Here is a 25,369-nt window from a genome sequence, read left to right as displayed (position 1 = left end):
CCCTGGAGGCGAAACTTTAGGCGTACGGTTAATTAACTGTATCCGTACGGTTGATTGATCACCGTGGCGGGAAGATATCCCGGAGAACGTGAGGGGACGACGGCAAAGGCGGGACTGCCTGCACACCCGAAGTGTGCAGGCAGCGGACAGCGGGGAGTAGAAGACCGCGAGGGGCGCTCGGGTAAGCGAGGCCCACCCGCGCAAGCGGGACTACGCTCAGTGGTGATCGTGCGACGCGGCAGCGCCGAGCGGGCGCACCGGGGCCTTGACCTCCAGCGTCTCGCGCCGGCCGTCGGCCATCTCCACGGTCAGGCTGAGCGGCACCGTCTGCCCGTCAACCAGCGGCGCGCGCAGATCCATCAGCATCAGGTGGTAGCCGCCGGGCTTGAGTTCGACCGCCTTGCCGGCCGGCAGATCGATCGCCGGGATGGCACGCATGCGCATTACATTGTTGTTCATCGACATTTCGTGGATTTCCGCGACGCCGGCCACGGGCGAGTGGACGCCGACCAGCCGCGCCGCCTTCGGCGCGGTGATCTGCATGAAGGCGCCGGTGGCTTTCTGTTCGGCGACGGTGGCGCGTACCCAGGGATCCTTCACCGTAACGTCGGCCAGGGCGGCGCTGCTGGCGATGGAAAGGAGAGTGGCGGTCAGGATGGATTTCATTTCTGTGCTCCGGAAAGGACTGGGCAATGACGCATGGGGCACCGGCAGAGCGGGCGCCGCGCGTCAGCCGGGAATGCTGCGCAAGGGTCAGGCGGAGGGGCGATGAGCGCCGGGAGGCGCCCTCGCCTCCGGTCGCATCCCGCGCTCGTCACCGTCGCATTCGCTCGTCGGCGCGAGGCGTTCCCGCCCGGGACGTGAACCGAAGACAGGGGCCGGCGTCGCGCGGACCGGAACGGCACCGCCGGCATGAGTGCCGCACAGCTGGCAATGCGCTCCGGCATGCTGAACCGGGGCCGGCATGCCGTCGTCCGCCGCGCGTGCGCCGGTGCAGATGTCGGCGGCCAGCGCCATCCCTGCGCTGCGCGCAAGCACCTGCGCCAGGGCCGGTACCGCCGGCGACGCGAGCAGCGCCAGCAGAAGCAGGCGCGCAACGATGCGCAAATGCCGCCGTGCGCTCACTCGTAGCGCACCTCGGTCACCTCGATCTCGCGCGGCCCGGCCGGGCTCTGGAAACGCACGGTATCGCCCTCGCGTGCCTTGAGCAGCGCGCGGGCAAGCGGCGATATCCATGAAATGCGGCCGTCGGATGCGTTGGCTTCGTTGACGCCGACGATCTGCACGGTGTGCGGGCCGTCCTCGTCCTCGTAGTTGACGGTGGCGCCAAAGAACACTTGTTCAGGGTTCTGCTGTTCCCTGGGGTTGACCACGGTGGCCGATTCGAGTCGCTTGATCAGGAAGCGGATGCGGCGATCGATTTCGCGCAGACGCTTCTTGCCGTAGATGTAGTCGCCATTCTCGGAGCGGTCGCCGTTGGAGGCGGCCCAGGCGACGGTTTCGACGATGCGCGGGCGCTCGCTGCGCACCAGTTCGTCGAGTTCGGCCCGCAGACGGCCGTAGCCGGCGAGCGTCATGTAGTTCTTGCTGCCCGCTGGCAGCGCGCTGACCGATTCGGGATCGTCCTCTTCGGTGTCGGTTTCCTTGGTGAAGGCCTTGCTCATCGGAATGCGTAGGCTGCGTGCAGATTCTGCGGACACGCATCTTACCGAAGCGGCCGCCTGCGGCGAAACACCGCGGGCGGCCGGTGGTTGCGTCAGTGGTAGATCGCCGGCTGCGTCAGCAGCGCCTCCCACGGCACCATGAAGGCGTCGAACTCTTCCGGCCCGACCTCTTCGTCGTGGTGACCAGTTCCTTCAGTTCCTCGCGGAAACGGCGTGCTGCGTCGTCGCGGATCAGGGCACCACGGCCGATGCGCTTGTCGATCACCTCGACGGCTTCCAGACCTGCGTACTCGACCACATAGACCAGCGGATTATTGAACATGATATGCATGATGTTTCTCCTTGGCTGGTGCGGCTGTACAACACGCAACGGCAGAATGCCCGTCGCAGCTTCCTGCACCGCGTCCCTGCAGTGCAGATGGGGCACACCGGCCGCCTTTCAAGTGGACTAACGGCCGGATACTGCTTTGCTGAAGGGCGCTTGCGCCCTCGCGGTGTGACACCTAACATCCGGGCCTGTCCCCGAAACGGAGTAGGCGCCGCCTCCCGGCAGCGCGCCAGGCATGGAAGAACAGGAACTGCGCGCCACGCTGGACGCGCTGCGCGCCGAACACCGTGACCTCGATCAGGCCATCGCCGACCTGCATGACGTGCAGTCGCGCGACGAGCTTCTGCTGCGACGGCTGAAGAAACGAAAACTATTGTTGCGCGACCGTATCGCAACGATAGAACGCCTGCTCGACCCTGACGACATCGCCTAGCGGTCACCGATTCCGGCCGATCAGCCCTGCATGGTTGATGACTGCGCTTCAGTCGCGCAGTTCCACCCGGACCGGCTGATGATCCGATGCATCGGTGTCGGCGTGCACATCGATGCCGATCACGCGGGGCAGCAAGGCCGGCGTCGCCAGAGCGAAATCGCAGCAGTAAGGATGATCGGGCCAGTCGGCACCGTGCAGGCCGACGGTGTGCGCGTGCGGCTCGCCGCCGCGGCAGTGGGTCCACAGATCGATCCAGTCGGCACCCGCTTCGTCCGCCGGCGCAGTCAGCCGCGCGTGTTCCGCACTGTGCGGCTCGCAGTTGAAATCACCGCACAGCAGCGCTGCCGCAGGGCGCGGCGGCGGCAGAAACGCCGGGTTCGTGTCCTTGCTCCGCGGTGGCGCGCGCAGGTGGGCCAGCGCCTCGGCGGACAGCGTGCGCAAAGCCTCCACCTGCGCCATGCGCTGCACCGCCGAGTAGTACTCGAGGTGCGTGTTCAGCACGCGCAGCGGTCCGCCCGGAGACGCGACGGTCACTTCTGCGACTGCGCGCTGCATGCCGGGTACGCTGTCGTCGGCCGGCCACGGTAGCAGACGGCGCCAGACAGCGAGCACCGGCAGGCGCGACAGCGTCAGGTTGCCGAACTGCAGGCGCCGACCGTCATCGCCGAGCCGGTCGCTGCCCGGCGCAAAGAACGCCGAGTAGCCTGGAAACAGCGCAGAGAACTGCGCCACCTGGTCTTCGCCGCACATTCCGGGCAAGGTGTCGAAACCCACCGCCACTTCCTGCAGACAGATCACCTCCGCATCGCCCCAGGCACGCACGATATCGGCGATACGCTCGGTGCTGACGCGGCCGTCGCAGCCGCGCGCCCACTGGATGTTCCAGCTGACCAGCTTCATGTTCGCTCCACTGCGGAACACCGGCGCCGCTGGCCGGTCGATTCCGCATCTGATGACGGGATGACCACCATGATACGAAGCCTCCTGCTCGCCGGCGCGCTTGCGTTCGGCTCTGCCCTCGCCCACGCCGAAACCGCGCTGGAAAAGCTGCGCGTGCCGCCCGAATTCACCATAGAGCTGTGGGCGCAGGTCAACAATCCGCGCGCGATGACGCTGGGCGCGCCCGGCCGGCTTTACGTCGGCTCGCGCGCCGGCCATGTCAGCGCAGTCACTTTCGACCCGGCGACGATGAAAGCCGGCAAGGCGGTCAGGATTGCAGACCAGCTGAACATGCCGGTCGGCGTCGCCTGGCGCAAGGGCGACCTTTACGTGTCGTCGCTGGACCGCATCGTCAAACTGCCCGCCATCGACGACAAGCTGGCCACGCCGCCGAAGCCGGTGCTGGTCAGCGACCGTTTTCCGAAGGAAAGCGCCCATGGTTGGAAGTTCATCGCATTCGGCCCGGACGACAAGCTCTACGTGCCGGTCGGCGCCCCCTGCAATATCTGCGACCGCGACAAGGACGGCTTTGCCAACATCATGCGCATGAACGCGGACGGCAGCGGACTGGAGATCTACGCACGCGGCGTGCGCAACAGCGTCGGCTTCGACTGGCACCCGAAAACCGGCGAGCTGTGGTTCACCGACAACGGCCGCGACTGGATGGGCGACGACACGCCGCCGTGCGAGCTGAACCGCGTCAGCAAGGCCGGCCAGCACTTCGGTTACCCCTACTGTCACGGCGGCAACATCGCCGATCCGGAGTTCGGCAAGGGGCGGTCCTGCGCCGACTACACACCGCCGGTGCTGCGGCTCGGTGCCCACGTGGCGCCGCTGGGCATGCGCTTCTATACCGGATCCCAATTCCCGGACGAGTACCGCGGTGCGGTGTTCATCGCCGAACACGGATCGTGGAACCGCAGTGTGCGCGACGGCTACCGCGTCATGGTGGCGCGGCTCGACGGCGATACGGTCACCAGCTACACACCCTTCGTCGAAGGCTTCCTCGGTCGCAACGATGCGGTATCCGGCCGGCCGGCCGACGTGCTGGTACTGCCCGACGGTTCGCTGCTGGTGTCCGACGACGCCTCCGATGCAATCTACCGCGTGCGCTGGAACGGCACCCGGCACGCGGCACGCTGAAGCAGTCTCTCCCCGCCATTCACGCTTTCCTTGACCAGCGCGATTGACAGCGTGCGCCGGTCGGCGTTGACTGGCATGACAAACGGGGAGACCGCTCATGAACACCGACACCACACTCGAAGACAGCCGCATCGAAAGCTTTGCGGTGATGCCCGCGCCGGGCGACATCAAGGGCGACGCGCCGCTCAGCGAGGCGGCGAAAACGGCCGTGCGGGCCGGCCGCGAGGCGGTGCGCGCCATCCTGGAGCGGACCGACCCGCGCCTGTTCGTCGTGGTCGGGCCCTGCTCGATGCACGACCCGCAGGCCTGCATGGAGTACGCGCACCGGCTGCGCACGCTGTCGGACGAACTATCGCCCTCTTTGCTGCTGGTGATGCGCGTGTATTTCGAGAAGCCGCGCACCGCGGTCGGCTGGAAGGGCTACATCAACGACCCCTTCATGGACGACAGTTTCCAGATCGAGGAAGGCATGCGCCGGGCGCGCCGCTTCCTGCTCGACGTGGCCGAGCTGGGCCTGCCGGCCGCCACCGAGGCGCTGGACCCGATCTCGCCACAGTATCTGGGCGACCTGATCTCATGGACCGCGATCGGAGCCCGCACCTCGGAATCGCAGACGCACCGTGAAATGTCCAGCGGGCTGTCAACGCCGGTCGGCTTCAAGAACGCCACCGACGGCGACCTCGACGCGGCGATCAACGGCATCATTTCCGCCTCGCGCCCGCACAGCTTCCTCGGCATCAATCGCTACGGCCGCTCCAGCATCATCCGCACGCGCGGCAACCCGCACGGCCACATGGTGCTGCGCGGCGGCGCGGGCCGGCCGAACTACGATTCGGTCAGCATCGCGCTGGCCGAACAGGCGCTGATTAAGGCCGGCCTGCCGCCCAATATCGTGGTCGATTGTTCGCACGCCAACTCGTTCAAGAAGCCCGAGATGCAGCCGCTGGTGCTGGCCGACGTGGCGGGGCAGATCCGCGACGGCAACCGCTCCATCGTCGGCGTCATGATCGAAAGTCATCTCGAAGCAGGCAACCAGCCGATCCCGAAGGATCTGTCGCAACTGCGCTACGGCTGTTCGGTCACCGATGGATGCGTGGACTGGGCCACCACCGAACGGATGCTGCGCGAACTGGCCGCCACCGCAGGCCCGGCACTGAAGCGCCGGATGGCTGCCGGCTGAGGCCTGCTCAGGCGGTGTGCCGCAGCGCGCCCTTCAGCAGCGCACGGATGGTGGCCGGCTCGAAGGGCTTGTCGCAGATGCCCGACACGCCCGCCTGCTCGACCGCAGCCAGCCGTCCCATGTCGGATTCGCTGGTCACCATCAGGATGGGCACCGAAGCCTGCCAGCTTTGCTGGCGCACGTACTCGACCAGCGCCTGTCCGTCCATCTCAGGCATGTTGTAGTCGGTCACGACGAGATCGAACAGGGTCTGGTCCAGCAGCTTCACGGCTTCGCTGCCATCGCTGGCCTCGACGATGTCGCTGAGCCCCATGTTCTGCAGCACGCGGCGCATGAAGCGGCGCGCATTGCCGCTGTCATCGACCAGCAGCACGCGCAGCGATTCGTAGTCGATGTCTTCGTCCGGCGCCGCGTCGTCGGCGAGGAAGTCGAGGGTCGCCGACAGCACCCGCTGCAGCTGCGCACTGGTGAAGGGCTTGGGCAGGATGCCGCAGACGCCGGACTGGCGTACCGCGTCGAGCGCCTGCGGCCGGGTTTCGCTGGATACCAGCACGAAGGCCACCTGCTGCAGTTCGGGCGTATTGCGCATCGCCTGGACCAGTTCGGTGCCGTCACCGTCCGGCAGGTAGAGCGCACTGATCACCAGATCCGGCACCTTGGCGGACATCGCCGCCAGTGCGGACTGCACGCCATCGGCCTCGCGGATCTTCATGATGCCGACCGCCGCCGCGCGCTCGCGGATGATCCGGGTCTGCGTCGAGGAGGGTTCGACCAGCAGCACGTCGAGATTGAACAGGTCAGGCGTCATGGGCGGGGCCCGCAGGATTCGGTCCTGTTCTTGACGGCACCATCGCGCTGCAACATGAGCGGCGCTTCGTGACGCACGCCTCCCGCCGATGCGCTTCGCCACGGCATTTCGACGCGAGGCGCCCGTCCGGCCGCCGCCGCGGCGCCGGAATCGCCGTGCGACAGGCAAAAAAACGGCCCGCGATTGCGGGCCGTTTTCACTGCGTGCTGCGGACGACGATCAGACCGTCACTTCCTTCGCGGTCTCTGCGTACTCTTCGATCTGGTCGAAGTTCATGTACTTGTAGACCTTGTCTGCATCCTTGGTGACGACGCCGATTTCCGCGAGGTATTCCTCGCGGGTCGGGATGCGGCCCAGCTTCGAGCAGATCGCCGACAGTTCGGCCGAGCCGAGGAACACGTTGGTGTTCTTGCCCAGACGGTTCGGGAAGTTGCGGGTCGAGGTTGACATCGCGGTGCTGCCTTCCTTGATCTGCGCCTGGTTGCCCATGCACAGCGAGCAGCCCGGCATTTCCATGCGCGCACCGGCGCCACCCAGGGTGGCGTAATAGCCTTCCTTGGTCAGCTCGGACGCGTCCATCTTGGTCGGCGGCGCGATCCACAGACGCACCGGGATGTCCTTCTTGCCTTCCAGCAGCTTGCCGGCGGCGCGGAAGTGGCCGATGTTGGTCATGCAGGAGCCGATGAACACCTCGTCGATCTTGGTGCCGCTGACTTCCGACAGGAACTTCGCATCGTCCGGATCGTTCGGGCAGCAGACGATGGGTTCCTTGATGTCGGCGAGGTCGATTTCGATCACGGCTGCGTACTCGGCGTCCTTGTCGGCTTCCAGCAGCTGCGGATCGGCCAGCCAGGCTTCGACCGACTTGATGCGACGCTCCAGCGTGCGCGCGTCCTGGTAGCCGTTGGCGATCATGTTCTTCATCAGAACGATGTTCGAGCGCAGGTATTCCTGCACCGGCTCCTTGTTCAGCTTGATCGTGCAGCCGGCAGCGGAACGCTCGGCCGACGCGTCCGACAGTTCGAAGGCCTGTTCGACCTTCAGGTCCGGCAGGCCTTCGATTTCGAGGATGCGGCCGGAGAACACGTTCTTCTTGCCCTGCTTGGCCACGGTCAGCAGACCCGCCTTGATCGCGTACAGCGGAATCGCATGCACCAGATCGCGCAGCGTGACACCCGGCTGCATCGTGCCCTTGAAGCGCACCAGCACCGATTCCGGCATGTCCAGCGGCATCACGCCGGTAGCCGCACCGAAGGCGACCAGACCGGAACCGGCCGGGAACGAGATGCCGATCGGGAAGCGGGTGTGCGAGTCGCCGCCGGTGCCGACGGTGTCCGGCAACAGCAGGCGGTTGAGCCAGGAATGGATCACGCCATCACCCGGACGCAGTGCGACACCGCCGCGGTTCGAGATGAAGGTCGGCAGTTCGCGGTGCATCTTCACGTCCACCGGCTTCGGGTAGGCGGCAGTGTGGCAGAAGGACTGCATGACGAGGTCGGCCGAGAAGCCGAGGCAGGCCAGGTCCTTCAGTTCGTCACGGGTCATCGGGCCGGTGGTGTCCTGCGAGCCAACCGTCGTCATCCGCGGTTCGCAGTAGGTGCCCGGGCGGATGCCCTTGCCTTCCGGCAGGCCACAGGCGCGGCCGACCATCTTCTGCGCCAGCGTGTAGCCCTTGCCGGTATCGACCGGCGCCTTCGGCAGGCGGAACAGCGTTGACGCGCCCAGGCCGAGGAAGTCGCGTGCCTTGGCGGTCAGCGAACGGCCGATGATGAGGTTGATGCGGCCGCCGGCGCGCACTTCGTCGAGCAGCACTTCGCTCTTGAGCGCGAATTCAGCCACCGTCTCGCCGTTACGGACGATCTTGCCGTCGTACGGCAGCACGTCGATCACGTCGCCCATTTCCAGCTTCGACACATCGACTTCGATCGGCAGCGAGCCGGAGTCTTCCTGCGTGTTGAAGAAGATGGGGGCGATCTTGCCGCCCAGCGTGACGCCGCCGAAGCGCTTGTTCGGCACGTAGGGGATGTCCTGGCCGGTGGCCCAGATCACCGAGTTGGTGGCCGACTTGCGCGACGAACCGGTGCCGACCACGTCGCCGACATAGGCAACGAGGTGACCTTTCTTCTTCAGATCCTCGATGAACTGCATCGGACCGCGCTTGCCATCTTCCTCCGGCTTGAAGGCCGCATCCGGGCGGGTGTTCTTCAGCATCGCCAGATAGTGCATCGGGATGTCCGGACGGGTGGTCGCGTCCGGCGCCGGCGACAGGTCGTCGGTATTGGTTTCGCCCGGCACCTTGAACACGGTGACGGTGATCGACTTCGGCACTTCCGGACGGCTGGTGAACCACTCGGCGTCGGCCCAGGACTGCACGACTTCCTTGGCCTTGGCATTGCCGGCCTTCGCCTTCTCGGCGACGTCGTGGAAGAAATCGAACATCAGCAGCGTCTTCTTCAGACCGTCGGCGGCGACACCGGCGACTTCAGCGTCGTCCAGCAGGTCGATCAGCGGCTTCACGTTGTAGCCGCCCACCATGGTGCCCAGCAGCTCGGTGGCCTTGGCCTTGGAAATCAGTGCGACCTTGACGTCACCGTGCGCCACGGCGGCCAGGAAGGAGGCCTTCACCTTGGCGGCGTCGTCCACGCCCGGCGGCACGCGATGGGTCAGCAGGTCGAGCAGGAAGGCTTCTTCGCCGGCGGGCGGGTTCTTGATCAGCTCGATCAGTTCAGCAGTCTGCTTCGCATCGAGGGCGAGCGGCGGGATGCCGAGCGCGGCGCGTTCGGCGGCATGGGCACGGTAAGCTTCAAGCACGGTGAGTCCTCCGGTAAACGGGTATACCGCATCATAGAACGACACACCCTTTCGATGGTGCGTCGCACGAAGACGCGGACTGAAAAGCCGCGGCTTGCACCGAAACGGTGTCGAAAAAGTGCTTTCCAATCCGCACCTTGGCGACGACCGCAACCTTGCATGGCGCAGCGCAAAACCCACTGCGCGCGAAGGCGGTTCAAGTCTTATATATGATATCTTTTATTCGATTTCAAGCCAAGCCGCCTGCCGCACTGCAGCGCAGTCGCTTGGCTATACTGCGCGCCCCTGCTCCAGCGCTGCGCTACCCGACTCACGGCACGTCATGACTGCCCCTGCCCTCCCCGACGCCGACCTGCGCGATCTGAACACGCTGCACCTGCCCGCCCGCGCGGCACGGCTGCAGCCTGTGGACGACGCAGCCGATCTGCCGGCGCTGACCGAGGCGCTGCTGCAGCGCTGCGAGCGCATCGTGGTTCTGGGCGGCGGCAGCAACATCGTGTTTGCGGCGGACTTTCCGGGCACCGTGCTGCAGATGCGCACACGCGGCATCGAAGTGCTGGCGCGCGACGGCGACACGGTGCGCATCGCGGTGGCCGCCGGGGAGAACTGGCATGACTGGGTCAGCCACGCGCTCGACCACAACTGGTACGGGCTGGAGAACCTCGCGCTGATTCCGGGCACCGTCGGTGCCGCGCCGGTACAGAACATCGGCGCCTACGGTGTCGAACTGGTGGACTGGCTGGACAGCGTCGAAGCCTGGGACATGCAGGACCGTCGCTGGCTGCAACTGACGGCCGCCGACTGTGCGATGAGCTACCGCGACAGCGTGTTCAAACATCGGCTGGCCGGCCGCGCCATCATCACCCGCGTCGTGTTCCGGCTGAGCATACGGCCCGAGGTGCGGGCAGACTATGCCGACCTGCAGCGCGAGCTCGCGGCGCGCGGAGTTTCTGCACCGACACCCCGCGACGTGTTCGACGCCGTCTGCGCCGTGCGCCGCGCCAAGTTGCCAGACCCGGCGGTGATCGGCAACGCGGGCAGCTTCTTCCGCAATCCGGTGCTGCCCGCCGACGAAGCGACCCGCCTGCTCGTCGCCTACCCGGACGCCCCGCACTACCCTGCGACCGACGGCGCGGTGAAATTCGCCGCTGCCTGGTTCATCGACCGGTGTGGCTGGAAGGGCACACGTCGCGGCGATGCTGGTGTGCATGACAGGCAGGCGCTGGTGCTGGTGAATCACGGCCAGGCGACCGCCGATCAGCTGCTGAAGCTGGCCGCGGACATCCAGGCCAGCGTGCGCGAACGCTTCGGAGTAGACATCGAACCCGAGCCGCTGATCGTCGGCTGAACGTCCTCTCAGGCCGCTGTCGCCAGCAAGCTCGCTTCCACAAGAACCCCGCACGGCGCTCCACCGGGGGGCGTATGCGTCACGCCACCTCCGCCAACCCGTGCCGGCGCCGCGCACGCAGACAGGCCTCCGACCCCGCTTCGAATTCGCGGCACGAGTCGGGCCGCTCGTCGTAGATGAAGCAGCTTACGTTCTCGCCGATGCAGCCGCGCAGCGCACGGCAGCGCGGCGGCGTGTGGTCGGTGCCCCGCATGCGGGCGATCGATCCGTTCAGCTCGTCGTACAGGCCCTCGGGCACGCGCCCGCCCTGAGTCTCGCCCTCCGACGGATGGAAATCGACGCGGAAAGTGGCGCAGCAGGCGCCGCATTCGACACAGTTGTAGTCCATGAAGCCTCGTATGGATGTGGATCGCGCACCTCGCACCGACCCCGCGTTCCGACATTGTCCGACAGCGCGCCCGACGACGACAGTGCTCGGCATATGCCGCCCCGGCAGCGCGATCGCGCCGGGGTCGCCGGCACATCCTCGTTGCTCCGGATCCGCCCGGCTTCCTACACGCATTGCGAGGGCGCCTACAGCGGCTACCCTCCCGCCGACATCCGGCCAGGCCGCCAGCGTCAACACTGCAGTCCATGGATGCCGATCCCGGCATCCGCTATCCACGCTATCCAAGGAGACTGCAATGACCGTCCTCAAGACTATCGTTGGTGCCGCCTTCGTGATCACGTCCGCCGGCGCGATGGCGGAAGGCGCCTTTCCCACCGAACCCATGTCCAACACCGTGTCCGAGGTGCGCGGCGCCGGCGAACCGGCCGCTGAACGGCGCGCCCAGGCAGTTCAGGTGCGGAACGAGGTGACGGCCCGCCCGTCGCCGGTGGCGCCAGCCGCGCCGGCCGACCCGAAGTATCGCAGCGATGAATATCCGCACGACACGGGCTGGATGCGCGCCGCCGAGGCGCAGCGTGCGCGGGGCGGCGACGCCGCACAGGCTGCCGCCGAAATCTCGCAGCGCCCGACGCCGGTCGCCCCGGCTGCGCCGGCGGACCCGAAGTACGTACCGCAGCTTCACTGATGCAGCGCTCCGGCGCCGGGCGTGACCCGGTGCTGCACACGGGGCGGCGCGTTTTCGGATGCGTCGCCCCGTGCCTATTCCGGAGCGAGGACGCAGCGGAAAAGCGCGTGTCCGCTCGCCAGATACTTGCGTTCGAACGGCGTCATCGGCACTTCGGGCACGAATGCCTCGACGGTCGCGTTCCGGCTGACCAGCAGCCCGACCGCCAGCGCGAATTCCTCGACGTAAATGCGCCAGTTGCTGCGGCACTCGATGATACCGCCCAGCGCCAGCACCCGCGGAAACACCGGATGCGCCGGCCAGCGGCGCGCGAGCTGGCCGATCTTGGGCCACGGGTTCGGGTAGAGCATGTACTGGCGGGCTGGGCGATAGCCGCCATCCAGCAGCAGGCGCCAGATGTCGGCCATGTCCGCACGCAGCAGCAGCGCGTTGACCGGCAGTGCCGGTGCACGCGACAGGCGGTCGGCCGACTGGTCAACGCCGAGCACGAAATGATCGGGAAAGCGCTCGGCCAGATGCAGCGTGCTCTCGCCGACGCCACAGCAGCTGTTGACGATGAGCGGCGCGCCGGGGCGACAAGCCTCCGCGAAGCGCTTGAACGCCTCCGCACTGTAGGGGGCGACCGGCTTGCGGTAATCCTGCCCGCGGCGGCGTTCGATCAGCACCGCCAGCTGTTCGTGCGGCCCGGTCTGCGTGCTCACCGGCACGCGCGAACGGCCGGGCAGCTCGGTCACGACAGGTAGCGCCGCCCGGTCTGGCTGATCCACACCGACCACGCCAGTATCATCGGATGCGCCATTTCCAGGCCTTCCTCGAAAGCGGCCGAATAGAGCTTGGTCAGTGGGCCCAGTTCGATGCCGTAATCGACCGACAGCACGGCCGGCAGGCGATCGATCAGCTTGCCAACCACCACCAGCGCGGTGCCCGCCATCAGCCAGGCGCCGGACCGCGAACGCCAGCCGCCCTGCAGGAACAGGAAGCGCGCGATCACCAGCCCGGCGTAGAGCACCAGCGCCACCAGAAAGATGGCGATCGCACCGCAGACCAGCTTTTCCTCGAAGGGACGCGCCGCGTCACGGTAGAAGCTGTTCTTCAGAAAGCTCTCACCGGTGAACAGCTTGTGCCAGTCGGCCTCGCGCGCGGCAAACGCCAGGCACAGCAAGGCGAAGGCCCAGGCGCGCGCGCCCAGCGGGCGGATGCGCAACAGCACGATGACCGCCGTACCCAGCCAGCCGGCGATCGACAACTGCTCGAATGGCCCCACTTCGGAGAAGGTCCAGTGGAAAGCCTGCTCGTTCAGCGCAATCGGCAGCAAAGCAAGCAGCAGCGAGTAGGCAATCAGCAGCCACACGATGCGGCGGTCAGTGGTCGTCATGTCGTATCCGTATTCAGTTGCGTGATATCAGCCGGCGATAGACGGCGAGATTGCCCTCGACCATCGCATCCACCGAAAACTCCGCCAGTATGCGTGCCCGCCCCGCCTCGCCCAAACGGCGGCGCAGCCCGGCATCGTCGAGCAGGCGGACCAGCGCCGCGGTCAGGGCCGCACTATCGCCGGGCGGAATCAGCAGCCCGCTGACGCCGTCAGCTACCGCCTCCGGCAGTCCGCCGGCACGCGAGGTGACGATGGGCACCGCGGCGGCCGAAGCCTGCAGCAGCGATACGCCCAGCCCTTCCATGTCGGCCGGATGAGCCAGGATGTCCAGCCCGCCCAGCCAGCGTGGCAGGTCGGTACGGAAACCGGCAAAGCGGATCACCTCCGCCAACCCCCGCTCCGCCACCTCGGCTTCCAGTTCCTCGCGCAGCGGCCCCTGCCCGAAGAAAATCACCCGGACATCCGGATGGCTCGCACGCAGCACGGCCATTGCCTCGATCATGTAGCGATGGCCCTTGCGGGCGATCAGCTGGGCCACCACACCGATCACGCGCGCATTGTCCGGCAGGCCGAACTCGCGGCGGAAGGCGACGCCATCCACCGGTTCGAGGTAGGGGGCGGCATCGACCGCACTGCGCACGCAGCTCACCCGCTGCGGAGCCAGCCCCTCGGACAGCAGCACCGCGCGTATGCCGTCGGAAATGGTGATCACGTGGTCGTACAGGCGGTACTTCAGCGCGACCAGCCAGCGCGGCTCCGGGTTGTGACGCGGCGCGACAGCACGCAGCGGGTGCCGGTCAGCTTCGCGGCAATGCCGCCCCACAGGTCGGCGCCGCGGCGGCTGTGCAGATGCACGATGTCGGGCCGCTCGGCGCGGATCAGACGCGCCAGACGCAGCGCCATGCCGGCGTCGGCGTCGCCGCCCATCTTCATCTCGACCACCCGGGCATGGCCGGCGCAGGCAGCAGCGATGCCGGCGCCCGGCGGGCAAGCCAGCACATTGGCCACGCCGCGTCGCGCCAATCCCTCGACGATGTAGGCGACCTGGCGCGCACCGCCGTAGTAATGCTTGCCGGCTTCGACGTGCAGCACCTTCATGCCGCGATCACCTTCGCCGCCTCGTCCAGCACCCGTTCCGGCGTGATGTCGCGCAGGCAGGTATACGCGCCGCCGCAGGTCGGCCGGCGCTTGCACGGCGAACACTGCAGGCCCAGCCAGATCACGCGCGCATTGGCACGACCGGTATGCGTATACGGGCAGGTCGAGCCGAAGATCGCCACCGTCGGCGTCGCGAAGGCAATGCCCATGTGCGTGAGCCCGGTATCGACGCCGACCAGCAGACCGGCGCCGCGAACCAGTGCCGCCGCTTCCGGCAGCTTCGTGCGGCCGACCAGATTGATCAGCCCCGGCGCGCCGGCGGCGATGCGGGCCGCCGCCTCGGCGTCGGCCGGTCCACCCAGCAGCACCGGGATCAGTCCCGTCTGCGCGGCGAGCTTGGGCGCCAGCGTCTGCCACGCATCCTCGAACCAGTGCTTCTGCGGCCGCGTCGTGAACGCGGCGAACACGGCATAGCGGCCTGGCGTCAGCCCATGCTCCGCCAGCAGCGCCTGCGCGCGGACGTCCGCGTCCGCGGATACGTGCAGTGTCGGCAGGAAATCGCCCGTATCCAGACCGAGCTGTTCTGCCAGATGCAGGTATTCGGATGAGATGCGCGCGATATCGCCGCCGCGCGGCACCACGCGCGTCATCAACCACTGGCTGCCCTCGCGCGAACCGAGGCCGATGCGTGTGCGCGCGCCCGCCAGCCAGGCGAGAAAGCCGCTCTTCAGCAGGCCCTGCAGATCGAGCACGGTGTCGAAGCGGTGGCTGCGCAGTTCGGCACGCAGTGCCCTCACCCGCCGCCACAGCTCACCGTAGCGGCGTTCGCGCCACAGTCGCGTCCACTCAGCCTTCGGCCACAGGATGCGGGCATCGACATTCGGGTCGTGCGCGATCAATGCGTCGATGCCGGGCTCGACCAGCCAGGCGATGAAGGCGTCCGGATGCGTCCGCCTGATCGCTGCCGCCAGCGGCGACGCGAACACCACGTCGCCGATGGCCGAGGTGCGGACGATGAGGATGCGCTTCAAGCCTCGTTCTCCCGGACACCGCACCAGAGCGCGGCAAGAAAGAGCACGTACATGAGGCTCAGGTTGGAACGCATCAGGTAGGACTCGAACAGGCAGATCGGGATGAACAGCACCGGAAGGGCAAGGCGGATGCGCTGTCTGCCGTCGGCCGGCCCACGGCGCAGCAGCGGAGAGAACAGTACGGCGATCAGCAGAAGGCTGGCCAGCACACCGGCATTCGCCTGCGCGTAGAGATACTGGTTGTGTGGGTTGTAGATCGGCGTCCAATCCGGCGTGTGCTCTGCGTTGATACGCGTGTACTCCGCCTCGAAGTCGCCGATGCCCACGCCCAACCAAGGCGATTCCGCGATCATGCGCGCCGAATTGAGCGCATACACGATGCGCAGGCCCATCGATGTGTTAACACGTTGCTCGTAGTTCAATACCTCATCGACACCGGCGTCCACGCGCGAGCGGAAATAGTCATTGCCAAGATAGCCACTCACCACCACGCCGCCCGCCATCAGCATCGCCAGCGCACCGGCCAGCAGCGGCCGGCGCGTAAAGCGCTGGAAGGTCAGCAGGGCCAGCAGCACGAGGAAGCCAAGCAGCCCGGCCCGTCCGCCGGCGATCAGCAGATTGAGCGTGGTGGCCAGCAGCAGCCCCGCATACAGCAGGTGCTGGCGGACACCGCGCGCATCAAAGAGCAGGCGATGCCCTGCCAAGTAACCGGCCAGCGCCAGCGCCGGCGTGTACATCATGCGATCGACGAAAGGCGCCGTATCGTCTGCCCCCTTGTCCACCCGGATGCCCTCGGGCAGATCCGGCCACACGTGCAGCTGCGCCCAGTTATAGAAAGCGAGCAGCTCGCACATCGCGATCGACAGCAAGAAGGCCCACACATAGCGGCCGAAATGCTCGCGCTTCGCTACGCTGAAATAGAGCGCAAACAACAGAAAGAAGCCCTGACGTCCGCTCATGCGCCGCCCCCACTCGAGATCCGCCGTCCACAGCAAGGACAGTAGGAACACTCCGTAGTAGGCCGCGAATATCCATACAAGTGGCTCGGTCGCCAAAGCCCGCAGCTTCGCGCCGTAACGGCCCTCGATCAGCCACAGGATGAGGATGAGCGCGCTGAACCAGTAGGCAGGTGCTACCGTGAGCGGTACCGAGAAGAACACGCCCGCCAGCAGCCATGAATTGATCGCGGGTATGCGCGTGCGGAAATCGGCGAAAGTCATTCGATCTCCACACCGCACTGCTCGAAGGTCGTCCTCATGTCCTTCCGTTCATCCGGTGTCTTGAAGTTCACCGCCCGCCAGCCGAAAGCGCGCACGCGCACTCCGGGTGCGTAGATCTGCCGCGCGATCAGCAGCGCGGTCGAGCGTACGCCAACGACGGCGGTGTAGGGGGTGCGCGCCATATGAACCTCCAGCGCGCAGTCCGGCTCGATCAGCCGGTAGTCGGGATGACGCAGCTCGTGCGCGGCGTCCTTCGGGTGCGCCTTGTAATCGATATCGGTGATGCCCTGCGCCGCCAACCAGTCGCGTATGCGCACCGTAGTCGCCGCCACGTCGGCGGCGCTCATCAGCCCGAAACCGGTCAGTGGCTGCCCCACCACCAGCGCGCGCCGCACCGTGTCATCCGCAGCCGGCGTCGGCGCATCGACCAGCAGCGGCAACACCACCACCTTGTCGGCCGGATACTCGTGCGGCAGCCCCGGCAGCACGTAGATGCGGTCGCAGAACGGCGCATCCGAGCCGATGCGGTCGCCGGAAAAACAGGTGTAACGCAATTCCGGCGCGAACAGGCTGCGCAGCAGCCGCACGCGCTGCGCCAGTCTTTTCGTGAAACTCAGCGGATAGCGGCGGATCGAGATCAGGCCGTCGGGCAGGATGCGCGCGTGCATTTCGCGCGCGCCGACGGCGCGCGGCAAGGCATGCAGGAAGTAGTTGATCGCCTCGGTATCGAACACCGCGCTGTGGACGATCAGGCGCTCGCACTGTCCGACCAGCCCGCTCACCAAACCGACGTTGGCGCGCAATCTCCGATGCCGGCCAAAAGCGCCGGGCAGCGGCTCCCAGCGCGGCCACGGCATATAGGTACACGCGTCCCACTCGGCCGGATCGACGGCCGACTTCATGCCCGGTTTGTACCAGACCAGCACCTGCCGTGCGCCGGGCTCGAACGCCTGCGCAATGCGCCGGGCGGCGAGGTACTGCAGCGGCGAAGCGACGAAATAGAGGGCGACGGAGCCGGAAACGGACATGCCGGAAGGCGGTGTGGGAAATTTGCGAAGGCGTGATGTTACTTGTTTGAGCAGGTGGACGTGGTGTCCGCACCACCCCACGCCTGCGCTGGCCCCGGAGCAGGCATCTTCCATCCGCATCGCCGGGAACGGCGCCCCGCCCCCTGTCCAGCCCTGCCTTCGGCGCGCAATTGCTGCCACCCTGCATGCGTGCGGCATTGCACAGCAAATGAAGAAGGAGACGGAATGACGATGAAACATCTGTGGCGCAGCCTTGTACTGAGCCTGGCGGTAGCGGCCTCCGGCAGTGCGTGGGCGCAGTCCGCCCATGAGCGCTTCGAGGCGTCGGTGAAGACGGCCGTTGCGCCGCTGACCGACCGCGCAGTCACCGGCATGAAGGTGCTCTACCTTGGCGCGGAACACAGCCCGTGGCTGGACAGCGGCTTTCCGGTGAAGGCCGGCGACCGGGTGACCGTGCTGCTGCAGGGGCGCGTTTGGCTGTCGCGTCACTACGACATTTCACTCGAAGCGCCCCTCCAGCTGTGGCGCCGCATCGGCGAGAACGGAGCGATCTCGCGCGGCCTCGACACCACCGATACCTTCACCGCCGCGGAGAGCGGCACCGTACAGTTGAAGAACCTGCCCACCCGCTGGCTCGACGCGAAGGGCCGCCACCAGGGTGAGGCGCCGCCCGCCAGCCCCGACGCCGGCGGCGGCATCAGCGTGGCGCTGATCCGCTGGGCACCGGACGCCGACGTCGCGGCCAACCTCGCGGCACTGGCCCTGCAGCCGGCTGCGCCCGACTGGGCGGCGCCGGCCCTGGCCCGTCTGCAGTCGCCACCTGTCGCGCCCGAGGGCTGGCAGTACCTGTGGGAACTGGGCCCGGCGGAAATCTTCCGCGAGGTCCACGCTGACGACGACGGTGGCCCGAGGCGCCGCATGCACACGCACACGCGCAACGACGTCGCCATCCTGCAAAAACCGGCCGAGGTCGCGCTGACACCGGACACCGAACTCAAGTGGTCGTGGCGGGTGGACCAGCTGCCGGGCAAGCAGGCCGAGAACAGCGTGATCACGCACGACTACATCAGCATCGCGGTCGAGTTCGACAACGGGCAGGACCTGACCTATCTGTGGAGCAGCGCGCTGCCAGTCGGCGAAACCTTCCGCTGCCCGCTGCCCGGCTGGAAGGACCGCGAAACCCATGTTGTGGCGCGCTCGGGCAATGCCGATCTCGGGCGCTGGCTGAACGAGTCGCGCAATGTGCTGCAGGACTACGCGAAGGCGGTCGGCGGGCCGCCGCCGCAACGCATCGTGCGTGTGTGGCTGATCGCCAACAGCGTGTTCGGACGTGGCGAAGGGCGCGCCCAGTTCGGCGACATCCGCATCGGCGCCAACGGCAGCGACCTCGCCGTCTGGTAGTACCGCGTGCAACGGGCCGGCGGACTCAGTTCTCCGGCCCCATATCCACCCGCGCCCGCACCTCGAACTCGCGCTCGACATAGGCCCACTCGGGCGACGCCCGCAGCACGTCCAGCAGTGCGTCGAACTCTGCTTCGTGTTCCGGCGCGAATTCGAACCAGGTCAGGAAATCGAAAGGCTCGTCCGGCGACAGGTCGCGGCAGTGATGCAGCCGGCGCGCCACCGCCGGCAACACGCGCAGACCATGCGCGATGTGGTGCGATTGCTCTTCCATGATGGCGCGCCGCTCGTCCTGCGCCAGCGCCCACCAGGCCGCCGACTTGCGGATCGGGATCAACACCGCACAGGCTGCGCTGCTGCGACCGAGCGGCGGCGAGGCGGCAGTCAGCGTCTTTTTCTCGTCGCGGGTGACGTAGCGCTCGTTGCTGGTGATGCCGCGCAGCGACCACAGGCCGCTGCGCGCTGCATCGCCGGCGATGCGGTCGAGGCGTGGCGCCTCGGCCAGCGCTTCGCCGATGACGGCGCGTACTTCGGTAATGCGCCAGGGGCCGTCGGCACCGGCGGCGAAAGTCCATAGGCGTTCTGTCATGGCTGACTCCGGTCTGGGTGGACGATCAGGCTGAGAGGCGACCGTCGCCCGATTCTGCATGCATCAGCCATGCCCGCCTGGCACTGGCCTTGCACCGTGCAGCGGGTCGCCGCATGCGCGATGGCGGAGAAATTCGCCGCCCGAATGCACCACATCGGTGCGGAAACGGCTTGCCGACGCGGCAAACATCCTTGCCCCGTAGGCGCTGCCGCGACGCCCCACCGTGCAATCGCAGCCAGACGACACGACCGGATTCCGGACGCCGCACTCCGGATACCGGACTTCCGACGCCACCCGCGCGCCCGGCTACTGCCTGCCCTGCGCACCCGTTCAGGACCGCCACCATGACCTTCCGCCGCTTCACGCGTCTGCGATGGACGCCGCCCTTTCGCCACGCGCTGCTCGCCAGCGCAGCCCTGCTCTGCGCCGGAGCAGCCGACGCCCAGATGACCTTGCAAGGCCCGGGCGACAGTTCGCTGACGCTCGGCCTGTGGCTGCGCGCTTCCTATGTCAATGCCGAAGAGGCGCGCCCGGCCGGCGGCAGTGCGCACGACAGCGGCTTCACGATGGATTCGGTCCGCCTGCTGTCGTCGGCGAAATTCAGCCGGCGCGTCGGCGCCACGCTCACCTTCGAACGCCCGCCGGCGAAGGACATGCAGCTGCTCGACGCCATCCTGCAGTTCGAACTGGCAGAGGGGCTGAACCTGTGGGCCGGCCGGCTGGTGCCGCCAACCGACCGCTCGAATATGGCGGGCAACCAGTTCGCCAACGTGTGGGGCTACCCCTTCGTGTCGCTCTATCCGAATGCCTTCACCGGCCGCGACGACGGCGTGCTGCTGTGGGGCAATCTGTACGCCGACCGGCTGCTCTACAGCGTCGGCGTGTTCGAGGGCAAGAACCGCGGCAGCGGTCTGTCGAATGCCTCCAGTGAGCCGCTGTTCGCAGCCCGCTTCGCCTGGAGCTTCCTCGACCCGGAACCCGGCTACTACGGCACCAGCACGTATTACGGCGACAAGGAGGTGTTCACGCTGGGGGCCGCGCTGATGAGCCAGAAGGACGGCGTCGGTGTGGCCGGCGCCCGCGGCGACTATCGGGCGTGGAACCTCGACGCACTGTATGAAACCCGCCTGCGCTCCGGCGGCGTGCTGACGGTCGAAGCCGCCTGGTATGACTACGACACCGACGGCGTGGCCGACGTGGCGCCCGCCGACCCGCTGTGCTCGCGGATGAGCAACTGCGGCGGCGCCTTGCAGGCGGACGCCGCACTGCTCACCGTCGGCTACCTGATTCCGCACGCGCTGGGTCCCGGCCGCTTCCAGCCCTATGTACGCTTCCAGCGCCTCGATCCGGACGCCGGCGCACGCGCCGAACAGTGGGACGTCGGCACCCACTACGTCATCTCCGGACACAAGGCACGCCTCACTGCGGTGTATTCGAGCGCGAAGAGCGAGGGCGCGGCCTCGCTCGACCGCGTCGTGTTCGGCCTGCAGCTGCTGTACTAGGGCAGGTTCAGTCGCTGGACGCGCGCATCGCCAGCGCGGCGGCAGCGGCGCGGGTTTCGACGCCCAGCTTCTCGTAGATGTGCTCCAGGTGCTTGTTAACGGTGCGCGGGCTCATGCCGAGGATGTCGCCGATGTCGCGGTTGGTCTTGCCCTTGGCCAGCCAGGACAGCACTTCGGCCTCGCGCGGCGTCAGCTGGGCGCCGGCGATGCGGGTGCTCGATTCGCCGCGCTTCCTGACGTCGAGCAGCAGCATGTGTTCGCCCAGCCCGACGGCGCCCAGGCTGCGTGCATACAGCGCCTGGTCGCCCTGCTCGCGCAGCAGTCGCGCGTCGGCGGCCGGGTCCGCGGTGAGCCCGGCCGGATCGCCCAGCCAGTCGGCGGTCGAGGTCGCCCCCGGGTCGATGCCGAACTGGCCCAGGCACTCGCCGGCACGCGGCGAGCGCCAGGCGACGCGGCCGAGCGCATCGACCACCAGCACGCCGAGGCCGGCCACGTCCACCGCCTGGCGGGCGATGCGCACCGCGCGCGCGTTGCGCACGTGGGCGGTCAGCCGCGCCAGCACCTCCTCGACACGCAAGGGTTTGACCACGTAATCGGTGCCGCCCGCAGTGAAGCCTTCGACCACTTCGGCGGTGCCCGACAGCCCGGTCATGAAGATGATGGGCACGTGGGTGAGACCCGGCTCCTCGCGGATGCGGCGGCAGGTTTCGAAGCCGGACAGGCCGGGCATCACCGCGTCGAGCAGGATGGCGTCGGGCACCACCCATTCGAGACGGGCCAGCGCCGACGCGCCGTCGTGTGCGATCAGCACGGTGTAGCCGGCCTGCGACAGCGCGTCGCACAGGAAGCCGAGCGAATCGGGCGCGTCGTTGACGACGAGCACGACCGGTTGATGGAATTCAGAGTGCATGGGCGTCGCGTTGTAATAGTTGTGTGAAGCGTATGAGGTCAAAGCCGTTGACCAGCGCGCGCAGGCGACGGCAGTCTTCGCGTGCGGCCTCGGACCGTTCGGAAATCGCGTCCAGCAGCGTGGCGATGCCATTGACGTGACCCAGCCGCGACAGGCGAAGCAGCGCCGCGCGCTCTTCGTCGTCGAGCGCGGCCAGCGGCGCGTCGGCGGCCGGCTCCGCCTTCGGCGGTGCGGCGTCTGCCGGTTCGTTGACATGCCAGGTGAGGTCCAGCGCCTCGCGCAACTGGTCCAGCAGTTCGGATTCCATCACCGGCTTGGGCACGAAGCCGGCGCAGCCGGCGGTGCGCAGCAGCTCGCTGCGGTTCTCGAACACATTGGCAGACACCATCAGCACCGGAATCGGCGCGCCGTCGAACTCGCGCAGCCGGCGCGCGGTTTCCCAGCCATCCATGCCGTCCATATTGATGTCCAGCAGCACCACGTCCGGGCGCAGGCGGGCAACGCAGTCCAGCGCCTCGCGACCGCTGGCTGCCTCGTCAACGTCGAAACCGAGCGGCGCCAGCATGCCGGTCAGCATGTGGCGCTGGGTGGCGTCGTCGTCGACCAGCAGCACGCGCATGCGCGGGCCTTCGTAGCCGATCACGGTACGCATCGAGCGCGTCTGCGTCGGTACCGACAGGTATTCGGGCAGGTAGAGCCGCAGGCGGAAGGTCGAGCCGCGGCCGAGCTCGCTCTCCAGCGTCAGTTCGCCGCCCATCAGCGAAGTGAGCATGCGGGTGATGCTGAGGCCCAGGCCGGTGCCGGGCTCGGCGATGACGCGGCCGCTGGCGCTGCGCTCGAAGGGCATGAAGATGCGGGCGTGGTCGTCCGCCGCGATGCCGGGGCCGGTGTCGGCGATCTCGAAGCGCGCCACCTCCATCCGGTAATCGATGCGCAGCACCACCTCGCCGCGCTCGGTGAACTTGACCGCGTTTGCCAGCAGGTTGATCAGCACCTGGCGCAGCCGCTTGGCGTCAACGCGCACATAGTCGGGCAGCCGGCCGGTCGTTTCGATACGGAATTGCAGGCCCTTGCGCGCCGCCTGCGGCTCGAACATCTTGGCCAGATCGTCCAGCAGTTCGCGCAGCGGCATCGGCGCCGGGTCCAGCCTGAGCTTGCCGGCCTCGATGCGCGCCAGGTCGAGCAGGCCGTCGATCAGGCCCAGCAGATGTTCGCCGCTGCGCAGGATGGTGCCCAGCGCGCGCTTCTGCGTGTCGTCGCCGCCGCCCTTGCCAGCGCTGCCGCTGTTGCCGCTGTTGCCCGTTTCGCGCAGCAGGATCTGCGCGTAACCGAGGATGCTGTTCAGCGGCGTGCGCAGTTCGTGGCTGATGCCGGTCACGTAGCGCGTCTTGGCAAGGTTGGCCGACTCTGCCGCGTCTTTCGCCTTCTGCAGCGCGAGGTCGGTCTTGCGGTGGGCGTCGATTTCGCGCATCAGCAGCTGGTTCTGCCGGTTCGATTCGTCCTGCGCCAGCCGCCGGCTTTCCGAACCGAGCACGATCCACCACGCGCATACCGCGCACAGCAGCACCAGCAGCGCGAAGGTTTTCGACAGCGTGAGCTGCAGGCTGTCGCGCGCCGCCGGGTAGAGACCACTGACGATGGCTTCCTGATAGAACACGACGCCGAAGATGACCGCCAGCAGCACGGTGAGCGACAGGAACACCACCAGGAAATGGCCGACGCGGAAGTTCACCCGTCGCGCCAGCTGCACCGGCAGGATGGCGTTCAGGAAGGCGTGCAGCTGGTCGGCCGCGCTCGCGTCGGTCTTGCAGCGGTCGTGGCAGCGCGATTCGAGCGTGCAGCACAGCGAACAGATGGGCTGGCCGTAGGCCGGGCAGTACGCCATGTCCTCCGATTCGAAGCTGTTTTCGCAGACGTGGCAGGTCACGGTCTGGCCCGGTCGCCACTGCGTGGCACTGCGCCGCGCGAGGTAGTAGCGGCCGCGCGTGGCGAGCGCGATCAGCGGCGCCGTGACGAAGGCGGTGGCCAGCGATATGAAGGGCGAGAAGGCCTGCGCCATGTCGCCCATCCAGCCGGTGTAGGCGAGCACGGATACGACGGTGGCGATCAGCATCGAGCCGAGGCCGACCGGATTGATCTCGTACAGATGGGCACGCTTGAACTCGATGTGCGAGGGCGACAGACCGAGCGGCTTGTTCACGACCAGGTCGGCCACCAGTGCGCCGACCCAGGCGATGGCGAGATTGGCGTAGAGGCCGAGCACGTGCTCCAGCGCCTCGAACACGCCAAGCAGCATCAGCAGCAGCGCGATCACCACGTTGAACACCAGCCACACGACGCGGCCAGGGTGGCTGTGCGTGAGGCGGGCAAAGAAATTCGACCAGGCGAGCGAGCCGGCGTAGGCATTGGTCACGTTGATCTTCAGCTGCGACACGATGACGAACAACGCGGTCACCGCCAGCACCACGGCCGGCGAATCGAACACGTAGGCGAAGCCGGCGAGATACATCTGCGTCGGTTCGACCGCGCGGTCCACCGGCACCATGGCCTGCAGCGCGAGGAAGGCGAGGAAGGCCCCGCCCAGCATCTTCACCATGCCCGGCACCACCCAGCCGGGGCCGGCGATCAGCACCGAGGCCCACCAACGCACACGGTTCTCGCGCGTCTTCTCCGGCAGGAAGCGCAGGTAATCGACCTGTTCGCCGATCTGCACGACCAGCGAGATCGCCACCGTCGAGGCGGCGCCGAACATGATCCAGTCGAATTCGCTGCTGCCCGAACTGCGGCCGCTGAGGCCGGTGAATTCCGCGTACAGGTGCGGCGCCTGCCACCACACCGCGAGGTAGGGCAGCACCAGCAGCACGATCCACAGCGGCTGCGTCCACAGCTGGATGCGGCTGATCAGCGTGACACCGTGGATCACCAGCGGAATCACCACCACCGAACACAGCAGATAGCTCCACGCCAGCGGCAGGCCGAAATACATCTCGAAGGCGAGCGCCATGATGGCCGCCTCGATGGCGAAGAAGATGAAGGTGAAGCTCGCGTAGACCAGCGAGGTGATGGTCGAGCCGAGATAGCCGAAGCCTGCGCCGCGCGTGAGCAGGTCCATATCCACACCGTACTTGGCGGCGCAGTAGCTGATCGGCAGGCCGGTCAGGAAGGTGATCAGCCCGACCAGCAGGATGGCATACAGCGCATTGGTGAAGCCGTAGTTCAGCGCGATGGCGCCGCCGATCGCCTCCAGCGCGAGGAAGGACACCGCGCCGAAGGCCGTGTTGGCGACCCGCCACTCCGACCACTTGCGGAAGCTGCGCGGCGTGTAGCGCAGCGCATAGTCCTCGAGCGTCTCGTTGGCGACCCAGGTGTTGTAGTCGCGGCGGATCTTGAATATCTGGTGGGTGGCTTCGGACATCGGGGCAGGCGCTGACGCGATCGAGGCCACACCATGCAAGAAATGCTCCGGGCAGCGAAACCGCGCGCTGCCC

At 67.3% G+C, this 25,369-nt stretch carries 25 protein-coding genes; 7 read left to right on the top strand and 18 right to left on the bottom strand.

The window, feature by feature from the left end:
- Positions 1-216: 216 nt before the first annotated feature.
- The 4 genes from ACQ66H_RS07195 to ACQ66H_RS07180 form a co-directional block, all read right to left on the bottom strand.
- On the bottom strand, positions 217-666 hold the full coding sequence (locus tag ACQ66H_RS07195; RefSeq protein WP_430433410.1) for a copper chaperone PCu(A)C: 450 nt from the start codon (positions 664-666) through the stop codon (positions 217-219).
- Positions 667-753: 87 nt separating this feature from the next.
- Positions 754-1,125, bottom strand: a complete 372-nt coding sequence (locus tag ACQ66H_RS07190) for a DUF2946 family protein (RefSeq protein WP_430433409.1) — start codon at positions 1,123-1,125, stop codon at positions 754-756.
- Positions 1,122-1,664 (bottom strand): transcription elongation factor GreB, encoded by a 543-nt coding sequence (gene greB / locus ACQ66H_RS07185; protein ID WP_430435607.1) that lies wholly within the window; start codon positions 1,662-1,664, stop codon positions 1,122-1,124. The genes ACQ66H_RS07190 and greB overlap by 4 nt, the downstream gene beginning before the upstream one ends.
- A 115-nt stretch (positions 1,665-1,779) precedes the next feature.
- Entirely contained in the window at positions 1,780-1,995 is a 216-nt protein-coding gene (locus tag ACQ66H_RS07180) for a DUF3567 family protein (protein ID WP_430433408.1), read from the bottom strand.
- Positions 1,996-2,227: 232 nt separating this feature from the next.
- On the opposite strand from ACQ66H_RS07180, the gene ACQ66H_RS07175 reads away from it, so the two are divergent.
- Complete coding sequence (locus tag ACQ66H_RS07175; protein WP_019918851.1) at positions 2,228-2,425, top strand: DUF465 domain-containing protein; 198 nt, start codon at positions 2,228-2,230, stop codon at positions 2,423-2,425.
- Positions 2,426-2,473: 48 nt separating this feature from the next.
- Here ACQ66H_RS07175 and ACQ66H_RS07170 read toward each other — a convergent pair whose 3' ends face one another.
- Positions 2,474-3,325: an endonuclease/exonuclease/phosphatase family protein gene (locus ACQ66H_RS07170; protein WP_430433407.1), complete on the bottom strand. Its 852-nt coding sequence runs from the start codon at positions 3,323-3,325 to the stop codon at positions 2,474-2,476.
- Between the two features lie 60 nt (positions 3,326-3,385).
- Here ACQ66H_RS07170 and ACQ66H_RS07165 point away from each other — a divergent pair, with 60 nt between their 5' ends.
- Both ACQ66H_RS07165 and ACQ66H_RS07160 read left to right on the top strand, forming a co-directional pair.
- Positions 3,386-4,507: a PQQ-dependent sugar dehydrogenase gene (locus ACQ66H_RS07165; RefSeq protein WP_430433406.1), complete on the top strand. Its 1,122-nt coding sequence runs from the start codon at positions 3,386-3,388 to the stop codon at positions 4,505-4,507.
- A 97-nt stretch (positions 4,508-4,604) separates the two neighbouring features.
- Positions 4,605-5,687 carry a 3-deoxy-7-phosphoheptulonate synthase gene (locus tag ACQ66H_RS07160; protein ID WP_430433405.1) on the top strand — a complete coding sequence of 361 codons (1,083 nt, stop codon included), beginning with the start codon at positions 4,605-4,607 and terminating at the stop codon, positions 5,685-5,687.
- 7 nt (positions 5,688-5,694) lie between these two features.
- On the opposite strand, the gene ACQ66H_RS07155 is transcribed toward ACQ66H_RS07160, so the two are convergent.
- Both ACQ66H_RS07155 and acnB read right to left on the bottom strand, forming a co-directional pair.
- Positions 5,695-6,495 carry a response regulator gene (locus tag ACQ66H_RS07155; protein ID WP_430433404.1) on the bottom strand — a complete coding sequence of 267 codons (801 nt, stop codon included), beginning with the start codon at positions 6,493-6,495 and terminating at the stop codon, positions 5,695-5,697.
- A 219-nt stretch (positions 6,496-6,714) separates the two neighbouring features.
- Positions 6,715-9,306, bottom strand: coding sequence for a bifunctional aconitate hydratase 2/2-methylisocitrate dehydratase (acnB, locus tag ACQ66H_RS07150; protein ID WP_430433403.1), 2,592 nt, complete (start codon positions 9,304-9,306; stop codon positions 6,715-6,717).
- 322 nt (positions 9,307-9,628) lie between these two features.
- On the opposite strand from acnB, the gene murB reads away from it, so the two are divergent.
- On the top strand, positions 9,629-10,654 hold the full coding sequence (gene murB, locus ACQ66H_RS07145) for a UDP-N-acetylmuramate dehydrogenase (protein ID WP_430433402.1): 1,026 nt from the start codon (positions 9,629-9,631) through the stop codon (positions 10,652-10,654).
- Between the two features lie 79 nt (positions 10,655-10,733).
- Here murB and ACQ66H_RS07140 read toward each other — a convergent pair whose 3' ends face one another.
- Positions 10,734-11,042: a YkgJ family cysteine cluster protein gene (locus tag ACQ66H_RS07140; protein WP_430433401.1), complete on the bottom strand. Its 309-nt coding sequence runs from the start codon at positions 11,040-11,042 to the stop codon at positions 10,734-10,736.
- A gap of 295 nt (positions 11,043-11,337) precedes the next feature.
- Here ACQ66H_RS07140 and ACQ66H_RS07135 point away from each other — a divergent pair, with 295 nt between their 5' ends.
- On the top strand, positions 11,338-11,727 hold the full coding sequence (locus ACQ66H_RS07135; protein ID WP_430433400.1) for a hypothetical protein: 390 nt from the start codon (positions 11,338-11,340) through the stop codon (positions 11,725-11,727).
- Positions 11,728-11,801: 74 nt separating this feature from the next.
- Here ACQ66H_RS07135 and trmB read toward each other — a convergent pair whose 3' ends face one another.
- Genes trmB through ACQ66H_RS07100 form a run of 7 tightly spaced genes read right to left on the bottom strand, consistent with a single transcriptional unit; the run spans position 11,802 to position 17,479 of the window.
- Positions 11,802-12,461 carry a tRNA (guanine(46)-N(7))-methyltransferase TrmB gene (gene trmB, locus ACQ66H_RS07130; protein ID WP_430433399.1) on the bottom strand — a complete coding sequence of 220 codons (660 nt, stop codon included), beginning with the start codon at positions 12,459-12,461 and terminating at the stop codon, positions 11,802-11,804.
- On the bottom strand, positions 12,458-13,102 hold the full coding sequence (locus ACQ66H_RS07125) for a hypothetical protein (protein ID WP_430433398.1): 645 nt from the start codon (positions 13,100-13,102) through the stop codon (positions 12,458-12,460). The genes trmB and ACQ66H_RS07125 overlap by 4 nt, the downstream gene beginning before the upstream one ends.
- Positions 13,103-13,115: 13 nt before the next feature.
- On the bottom strand, positions 13,116-13,925 hold the full coding sequence (locus tag ACQ66H_RS07120) for a glycosyltransferase family 4 protein (RefSeq protein WP_430433397.1): 810 nt from the start codon (positions 13,923-13,925) through the stop codon (positions 13,116-13,118).
- Complete coding sequence (locus tag ACQ66H_RS07115) at positions 13,835-14,200, bottom strand: glycosyltransferase (RefSeq protein WP_430433396.1); 366 nt, start codon at positions 14,198-14,200, stop codon at positions 13,835-13,837. The genes ACQ66H_RS07120 and ACQ66H_RS07115 overlap by 91 nt, the downstream gene beginning before the upstream one ends.
- A complete protein-coding gene (locus tag ACQ66H_RS07110; protein ID WP_430433395.1) occupies positions 14,197-15,231 on the bottom strand; it encodes a glycosyltransferase family 9 protein in 1,035 nt (344 codons plus the stop codon). Before ACQ66H_RS07110 ends, ACQ66H_RS07115 begins: the two co-directional genes overlap by 4 nt.
- Positions 15,228-16,451: an O-antigen ligase family protein gene (locus tag ACQ66H_RS07105; protein WP_430433394.1), complete on the bottom strand. Its 1,224-nt coding sequence runs from the start codon at positions 16,449-16,451 to the stop codon at positions 15,228-15,230. Before ACQ66H_RS07105 ends, ACQ66H_RS07110 begins: the two co-directional genes overlap by 4 nt.
- Positions 16,448-17,479, bottom strand: coding sequence for a polysialyltransferase family glycosyltransferase (locus ACQ66H_RS07100; protein WP_430433393.1), 1,032 nt, complete (start codon positions 17,477-17,479; stop codon positions 16,448-16,450). The genes ACQ66H_RS07105 and ACQ66H_RS07100 overlap by 4 nt, the downstream gene beginning before the upstream one ends.
- Before the next feature lie 225 nt (positions 17,480-17,704).
- On the opposite strand from ACQ66H_RS07100, the gene ACQ66H_RS07095 reads away from it, so the two are divergent.
- Complete coding sequence (locus ACQ66H_RS07095) at positions 17,705-18,880, top strand: DUF3047 domain-containing protein (protein ID WP_430433392.1); 1,176 nt, start codon at positions 17,705-17,707, stop codon at positions 18,878-18,880.
- Positions 18,881-18,905: 25 nt separating this feature from the next.
- On the opposite strand, the gene ACQ66H_RS07090 is transcribed toward ACQ66H_RS07095, so the two are convergent.
- Positions 18,906-19,469: a chlorite dismutase gene (locus ACQ66H_RS07090; protein WP_430433391.1), complete on the bottom strand. Its 564-nt coding sequence runs from the start codon at positions 19,467-19,469 to the stop codon at positions 18,906-18,908.
- A gap of 344 nt (positions 19,470-19,813) precedes the next feature.
- On the opposite strand from ACQ66H_RS07090, the gene ACQ66H_RS07085 reads away from it, so the two are divergent.
- Positions 19,814-20,971 carry a hypothetical protein gene (locus ACQ66H_RS07085; RefSeq protein WP_430433390.1) on the top strand — a complete coding sequence of 386 codons (1,158 nt, stop codon included), beginning with the start codon at positions 19,814-19,816 and terminating at the stop codon, positions 20,969-20,971.
- Between the two features lie 7 nt (positions 20,972-20,978).
- On the opposite strand, the gene ACQ66H_RS07080 is transcribed toward ACQ66H_RS07085, so the two are convergent.
- Positions 20,979-21,881, bottom strand: a complete 903-nt coding sequence (locus ACQ66H_RS07080) for a response regulator (RefSeq protein WP_430433389.1) — start codon at positions 21,879-21,881, stop codon at positions 20,979-20,981.
- Positions 21,871-25,296: an ATP-binding protein gene (locus ACQ66H_RS07075; RefSeq protein WP_430433388.1), complete on the bottom strand. Its 3,426-nt coding sequence runs from the start codon at positions 25,294-25,296 to the stop codon at positions 21,871-21,873. Before ACQ66H_RS07075 ends, ACQ66H_RS07080 begins: the two co-directional genes overlap by 11 nt.
- Between the last annotated feature and the right edge of the window lie 73 nt (positions 25,297-25,369).

This window comes from Methyloversatilis sp. (assembly GCF_965284615.1).
Taxonomy (GTDB): Bacteria; Pseudomonadota; Gammaproteobacteria; order Burkholderiales; family Rhodocyclaceae; genus Methyloversatilis.
Note: the sequence above shows the minus strand (reverse complement) of the source record. Positions and strands in the feature narration are given on the sequence as shown.